This window comes from Gelidibacter sp., from assembly GCF_035515035.1.
Taxonomy (GTDB): domain Bacteria; phylum Bacteroidota; class Bacteroidia; order Flavobacteriales; family Flavobacteriaceae; genus Gelidibacter.
Genome location: NZ_DATJCA010000002.1, coordinates 1 through 7,098, shown reverse-complemented (window position 1 = coordinate 7,098; position 7,098 = coordinate 1). Strand labels below are relative to the sequence as shown.

The following is a 7,098-nucleotide window of genomic DNA, read 5'->3' as shown; positions in this document are numbered from 1 at the left end:
TTGCGGAAGGGAACTATATTCTTCAAGTAGAAACGAATACGAACAGTTATCATAAGAAAATTATTATTAAATTTTAATACGGTTTAACCAACCAACTATTGCCAATCGTCTATTCTTTAAAAAGGAGTAGGCGATTTTTTTTAGTGGGTATTGTTTAAGAGTTGACAGACCTCCACCTGACCGAAATTGTTGGTGGAAAACACCAACAAAGGCGTAATACGGACGACGACGATTTTTTTCAGACACGGATTACACGGATGCTTATATAGATTATTTTGGCTGTAGGTTATGAATGATTGGAATTGCACGGATAACTCTCGCGGATAGAATTACACAGAGGTACACAGAGAATTTCGCAGAGATCACAGAGAATACTAGCCATGAAACATCTAGGTTTCTAACAACAATAAACTTTAGAGTTCATGGAATTGCACGGGTTTGGTGGCGCCAAACCTCTCAGGTTTTGAAAACCTGAGAGGTTTTTTGTGGAAAATATTTAAAAGTTAGATCAATCTAAACTTCTGCTCCTTTTGAAGGAGGCGTGGATTCGATTCACAGCGAGGAATCGAAGACGAGGTGGTTGAATTATATAATAAGTTATCAAACCTCGAATTTAAATATTTTTAATTTTAAATGTGTTTTGGAATAGATAACCCTTCCGTCTTTAAGCTCTTTCCTGAGCTTAAATCCACCTTCCCTTAAAAAAGGGAAGGAACTTCTTATGATTCTGATGCAATTAAAATTTAGTTTATAATAAGGGTCACGCCTTATGTTTCTATCTTTAAGCAAAATACCCCAAGTACACGTCTGCGAAATTCCATAAGTCTCCGTGAATCTCTGTGCAACTCTGCGAACCTCTGTGAAACAAACCTCGCTACAACACTAATTATTCCTGCAACATCTTCACTAAAGTCCCCAAATCCACCGACTGTTGGTCCCCAGTGTTCATGTTTTTAAGGGTATAGGTTCCATTCTCCAGCTCTGAGGCACCCACTAAAACTACGTTTGGGATGTTGCGTTTATTGGCGTAATTAAACTGTCGGACTGTTTTTTTATTATCGGGGTACAATTCGGCATTAATGCCATTTTTCCGAAGTTCTTTTATGGCTTTCATACTGGCCAAGGCTTCTGCATCGCCAAAATTAATGAATAGGGCTTTTACCGTATTGGTAATGGTTTCTGGAAATAAATTCAAGGCTTCCAACACCAAGTAAATGCGGTCCAAGCCAAAGCTGATGCCAACCCCACTCACGTCCTTCAATCCGAAAATTCCGGTAAGGTCATCATAGCGTCCACCGCCACCAATGGAACCCATGTCGACGCTCTTTGGAGCCGCTACTTCCAAGATGGCACCGGTGTAATAATTGAGTCCGCGGGCCAAAGTGACATCCAATTGCAAACTCGCCGATTGCAATTTCAACTCGGAAATGGCTTTATCTATAAACTCAAGTTCTTCAATCCCCTTTTTGCCTTCTTCAGAAGTTGCCAAGATGGATTTCAATTGAGCAATCTGCGATTCAAAAGGTCCTGACAAACTAAACAACGGTTGCAATTTGTCAATTCCAGCTTCAGGAATTCCTTTGCCCAACATTTCTTCCTTGACCTTGGCCTCGCCTATTTTATCCAATTTATCGAGGGCCACGGTAAAGTCGATCAACTTATCTTGTGCACCAATCACCTCTGCAATGCCCGCCAAAATTTTCCGGTTGTTGATTTTAATGGTCACGCCTTCCAATTTCAAAGCGGTGAACACGGCATCGTATAATTGGACGAATTCCACTTCTTGCCATAAAGACTGCGAGCCTACGACATCGGCATCACATTGGAAAAACTCTCTAAAGCGACCTTTCTGGGGACGGTCTGCCCGCCATACCGGTTGGATTTGGTAGCGTTTAAAAGGAAATTCGATATCGTTTTGATGTTGTACCACGTATCTGGCAAAAGGCACCGTAAGGTCGTAGCGGAGGGCCTTTTCTGAAATGGAAGGGGTTATTTTCGTAGAGTCCTTGGCATCATAAGCCATTTGATCGGCTTTGCTCAAGAAATCACCGGAATTTAAGATTTTAAAGATCAGTCGGTCGCCTTCTTCGCCATATTTGCCCATCAAGGTTTCAGAATTCTCAAAACTCGGGGTTTCAATGGGTTGAAATCCGAAACGTTCAAAACTTTGACGGATGGTATTAAAGATATAATTGCGTTTTGCAACTTCTTCGGGATTGAAATCGCGTGTGCCTTTTGGGATGCTTGGTTTTTTTGCCATATTTATTCCTCGCGAATGCGCGGATCTCTTTTATTCCTCGCGAAAGCGGGGATCTCGTTAAAATTATTTCCTTAATTCCTGTCTTTGGACTACGCTCAAGATAAGCACCAGCAGGAATCTCTTATTTAATATCACAACTTCTGCAAAAATATTACAATTTGAAGAATATAAAATTAAAACGAGGATATTGTGTAAATTATGGACATCAAAATTAATATCCTGCCATTTTTTCCCGCGGATAACGCAATTTTTTATTGATACCACTCATCAAAGGCTATTGATGTCGTCCCTACAGGACTGTGGTTATGAGCCACATCTTTTGCTAGGATATTTCGCCCTGTTGGGGCTATTTTCCCGCGAAGGCGGGAATCTCATCATTCTTTATACGAGTTTATCATTTCAAGACGGATTTCTCAAAAAACGGACACAAAAGATGGTCAATTTTAGATAGTGTTCTCCTACGGATTGCGCAGATTTTCGCATATGGCTCTGTCAGTGAGAATTAAAATACTCATTAAATCCTTAATCTAGCAATTGTCTCAGACCGACATCGCGGCAGGGCAGATCATACAGATTTTCGCGGGAGTCTTCTGCGAATCTCTGCGCCATCTGCGGGAAACAAAAAAAATGCGCAGCTTATTTCAAATTTATAGTAACTTTATTGACTGTTTGTAGTCTTATAGTCATTCAACCATTACAAGAACAACCCGCATTTATGTTTTCATTATTCAGAGAGAATATTAGGATTGCCCTCAATTCCATTCGTACCCAACTGTTACGCACCATTTTGACCATTCTGATCATTGCCATCGGCATTACGGCTTTGGTAGGGATTTTGAGCGCCGTGTCGGCTTTGGAAAACACGATTTCAAGCGATTTTTCTTCAATGGGTGCCAATACGTTTAACTTTCAGCGGTATGAATTTACTACCCAGCGCCAAAGTGGAAAAGAGGTACAGAAGATCAATCCGATCATCTCCTATAGAAATGTCAAGGATTTTGAAGACAACTATAACTTTCCGTTTACCCAAGTGGCCATTTCTTTTGTGGGCACCCAAACTGCGGAAGTGAAATTCGAAAATAAAAAAACGGATCCTGAAGTGATGGTTTTGGGGGTCAATGAAAACTACATCCAAAACTCTGGATTGGAAGTCAGCGAAGGTCGCGAATTCAATTATTTTGATATTGAAAACAGCACGAATTTTTGTGTGATTGGCAGTGATTTGGCAAAAGCGATTCTGAGTGATGTCAATCCCATTGGGCAAACCATTAGTGTTAGAGGCGCGAAGTTTAAAGTGATTGGGGTTTTAAAGGCCAAAGGTTCGAGTTTTGGAAACAACCAGGATTTACGCATGATGATTCCCATACAAAAAGCAAGAACGCTTTTTACCGGTCCGAATATCAACTACAGTTTGAGTGTCAAAACGGACAAAAAGGATATGTTGGAAGGCGCACAGGATGATGCCATCCTAACCTTTAGAAACATTAGAAACTTAAACCCTATTGAAGACAACGATTTTGGAATAGAACGCAGTGACGACCTTATCAACCGTATTGGATCCATTACTGGGTATCTATATATTGCCGCATGGGTGATCAGTATGATCACTATTTTAGGTTCTTCCATTGCGCTCATGAACATTTTGTTTGTTTCGGTAACGGAACGGACACGGGAGATTGGGGTTCGGAAAGCATTGGGTGCCAAAAGGAAAACCATTGCCACACAGTTTTTCATGGAAGCTATTATTATTGGCCAGTTGGGCGGCATTATTGGAATCATATTCGGCGTCCTTATCGGATATGGCGTCTCTGCTGCCGCGAACTTTCAGTTCTCAACGCCTTGGCTCGCCATGTTTAGCGCGTTTACCATAGCTTTTATCGTAGCCGTGGTTGCTGGGTTGCTTCCGGCGGTTAAAGCCGCTAAATTGGATCCTGTGGAGTCGCTGAGGTATGAGTAGCGAATAAAACTTAGAGGTTAGATCGCTGCGCTTTTAGTTAGACTGATAGGCTGTACTATTTCCCACGGATTTCGCGGATTCTCGCAGAATACACGATGACATTGAACTTGAAATTCAAATTGAAGTTGAAGTTGAAACGCCTCAAACAAGAAACTTCAAACTAGAAACAAGAAACTTTGAAATCTGAACTCCAAATATTGAACTTAGAATCTTAAACTCTGCGCTCCCCACTCTATTCCTGCCCCATCAATTTTTCAAAATACTTATAGAGATCGCCTTTGGTGATGACGCCGCCTTGTTGGATGAGCTTAAATTTGTCAAGGGCCTTATCCTCTGAATAGGCTTTACTGGCGGTTAGTAATTCGACATCATCGGATAGTAAGTTTTCCCGAAACCAATTGAAACCTTCTGAAGTGGTCAGATCGACGGTGTCAATCTTCAATTTTACGGCAATTAACTTCATCTCGTTTTCCTTCAAATGGAACAAATGCATTTGTTGTGGCGAAATATGTTCTAAATAAACCACTTTCCTTAAAACGCCTTCCCAAATCAAATCGCTAAAAACATCGAGTTCTTCTTCGGCGACCTCTGGTTTATTGGCTTTAATATCGGCCCATTCTTCAGCAGTAATGGATTGTGTGGCCAGAAAATTGATAAATTCCTGGTGCAATTCTTCAAATTGTTCTTTGGTGAGTCTGGTGTATTTCATGGTCCCCTCTTGATCTCCCCAAATGGGAGAAACCTATTTTAGTTTAAATGTGAAATTATTGACCTGTTAATTCTGTTATTAACCAATAGCTTCAATACTTTTTAAAAAACACAATTATGTTTATGAAAAAAGCCTCATTCCAATAAAGGATTGAGGCTTTTTAAAAGTTTATTTTGAAAATTATGCTTCCGCAACCACTTCAAAAGTCATGTCAACAGTGACATCTCTATGAAGTCTGATTACTGCATCATATTGACCCAAACGCTTGATGTTTCCACCCGTAATTGCGATGTATTTTTTGTCAACTTCAATGCCTGAATCGCTCAATGCTTTTGCCAAGTCAATATTGGTAATAGAACCAAATATTTTATCGCCAGCAGTTGCTCCAGCAGCAGCTTTAGAAGTTAATTTAATTTCCAATGCTTTTATTGCTTCAGCTTCTTTTTGAGCTTCTTCAATAATTTGTTTTTCTTTGTAAGCACGTTGCTTTAAGTTTTCAGCCAATACTTTTCTAGCTGAAACCGTAGCCATTATCGCTAAACCTTGAGGAATTAAAAAATTTCTACCATAACCGTTCTTAACCGTTATAACATCGTCTTTAAATCCTAAATTTTCAACGTCTTGTTTTAATATAAGTTCCATAGTTATGTTTTTATTATTTTAATAAATCTGCTACATAAGGCATCAACGCTAGGTGACGCGCTCTCTTAACCGCTACAGATACTTTTCTTTGATATTTTAACGATGTTCCTGTCAAACGTCTTGGCAACAATTTACCTTGCTCGTTTACAAAACCTAATAACCAATCGGCGTCTTTGTAATCAACATATTTGATACCAGACTTTTGGAAACGACAGTATTTTTTCGTTTTACTTGTGTCAATATTCAATGGGGTCAGATATCTGATCTCACCATCTTTTTTTCCTTTAGCTTGTTGTTCTATTGATGACATAATTACGCTTTTTGTTTAAGTTTAGTTCTTCTTCTTTCAGCCCATGAAATAGCGTGTTTATCTAACTTTACAGTTAAATAACGCATAAAACGCTCGTCACGTCTAAACTCTACTTCTAGTGGATTGATGACTTCACCATCTACAGTGAACTCAAATAAGTGGTAAAAGCCACTTTTTTTGTTTTGGATTGGATAAGCTAATTTTTTTAAGCCCCAATCTTCTTTGGATACCATCTTCGCTCCTCTAGAAACAAGAAAATCTTCGTATTTCTCTACTGTTTCCTTTATCTGTGTTTCAGATAAAACGGGATTTAAGATGAAAACAGTTTCATAATGATTCATAATACTTTATATTTATTAATTTAAAATGGCTGCAAAAATAACCATTATTAATGGTTCTGACAACTAAACTATAAGTAATTTTTTAGTTAGTTTTTGATAATAAAAACAATGTTAAATAACACACTTTATCGATGTTATTTGGTTTTTATCCGAATTTTTTGTACTATTGTCGATATCTTAACCTAAATAAATCAAATGTTATGACTTTAAACTGTGTAGTAGTTGATGACTCTGCGATACAACGCTTATCGATTGTAAAGTTAATTGAAAATCATTCATCTCTTAACCTAATTGCAGAATATAGTAGTGCACTTGAAACCAAAAATGGCTTAAATACCCATAAAGTAGATCTCATCTTCTTGGATATTGAAATGCCAGTTCTTACTGGTTTTGAACTACTAGATGTTCTCAACAACAAACCCCAAATTATTTTTGTTACTGGTAAAACGGAATATGCGTTTAAAGCCTTTAATTATGATGCTACCGATTATCTACAAAAACCGATCACCAGAGAACGTTTTAATGTGGCTGTAGAAAAAGCCGTAGAGCTGCATAAATTGAAACTCGATTTCAATGAAGCCGATGGCGAGCACATCTTTGTTAAAAGCAACTTAAAAAAACGTAAAGTGTATATCAAGGACATCAAGTGGATTGAAGCCCTTGGTGACTACGTTAAATTGGTCACTGAAGAAAACAGCTTGGTTGTACTTTCAACCATGAAAGCCTTTGAACAGGAACTGCCCGAAGGTAAATTTTTAAGAATTCATAAATCATATATTGTCAACTTGGACAAGGTAGACCGCTTTAACAGTAAAAATGTAGAGGTTGGCGCTTATGAGATTCCGCTAAGCAGGAATAAAAAGACTGAACTTGTGGATG

The 7,098-nt window shown here is 38.6% G+C and carries 7 protein-coding genes; 2 read left to right on the top strand and 5 right to left on the bottom strand.

Translation table 11 applies throughout. The annotated features are described in order from the left end of the window. Positions 1–886: 886 nt before the first annotated feature. Complete coding sequence (gene hisS, locus VLZ86_RS00080) at positions 887–2,260, bottom strand: histidine--tRNA ligase (RefSeq protein WP_325447454.1); 1,374 nt, start codon at positions 2,258–2,260, stop codon at positions 887–889. 715 nt (positions 2,261–2,975) lie between these two features. Here hisS and VLZ86_RS00075 point away from each other — a divergent pair. Beyond that, positions 2,976–4,217 carry an ABC transporter permease gene (locus tag VLZ86_RS00075; protein ID WP_325447452.1) on the top strand — a complete coding sequence of 414 codons (1,242 nt, stop codon included), beginning with the start codon at positions 2,976–2,978 and terminating at the stop codon, positions 4,215–4,217. 232 nt (positions 4,218–4,449) lie between these two features. Here VLZ86_RS00075 and VLZ86_RS00070 read toward each other — a convergent pair whose 3' ends face one another. The 4 genes from VLZ86_RS00070 to rpsF form a co-directional block, all read right to left on the bottom strand. Continuing rightward, positions 4,450–4,926: a DUF6495 family protein gene (locus VLZ86_RS00070; protein ID WP_325447450.1), complete on the bottom strand. Its 477-nt coding sequence runs from the start codon at positions 4,924–4,926 to the stop codon at positions 4,450–4,452. Positions 4,927–5,106: 180 nt separating this feature from the next. After that, positions 5,107–5,568 (bottom strand): 50S ribosomal protein L9, encoded by a 462-nt coding sequence (gene rplI / locus VLZ86_RS00065; protein ID WP_325447448.1) that lies wholly within the window; start codon positions 5,566–5,568, stop codon positions 5,107–5,109. A 13-nt stretch (positions 5,569–5,581) separates the two neighbouring features. After that, positions 5,582–5,878: a 30S ribosomal protein S18 gene (gene rpsR / locus VLZ86_RS00060; protein ID WP_027124835.1), complete on the bottom strand. Its 297-nt coding sequence runs from the start codon at positions 5,876–5,878 to the stop codon at positions 5,582–5,584. Between the two features lie 2 nt (positions 5,879–5,880). Further along, positions 5,881–6,219, bottom strand: coding sequence for a 30S ribosomal protein S6 (gene rpsF / locus VLZ86_RS00055; protein ID WP_129017129.1), 339 nt, complete (start codon positions 6,217–6,219; stop codon positions 5,881–5,883). A 200-nt stretch (positions 6,220–6,419) separates the two neighbouring features. On the opposite strand from rpsF, the gene VLZ86_RS00050 reads away from it, so the two are divergent. Then, positions 6,420–7,098 (top strand): LytTR family DNA-binding domain-containing protein (locus VLZ86_RS00050; RefSeq protein ID WP_325447443.1); only part of this gene is annotated, 679 nt, incomplete at its 3' end.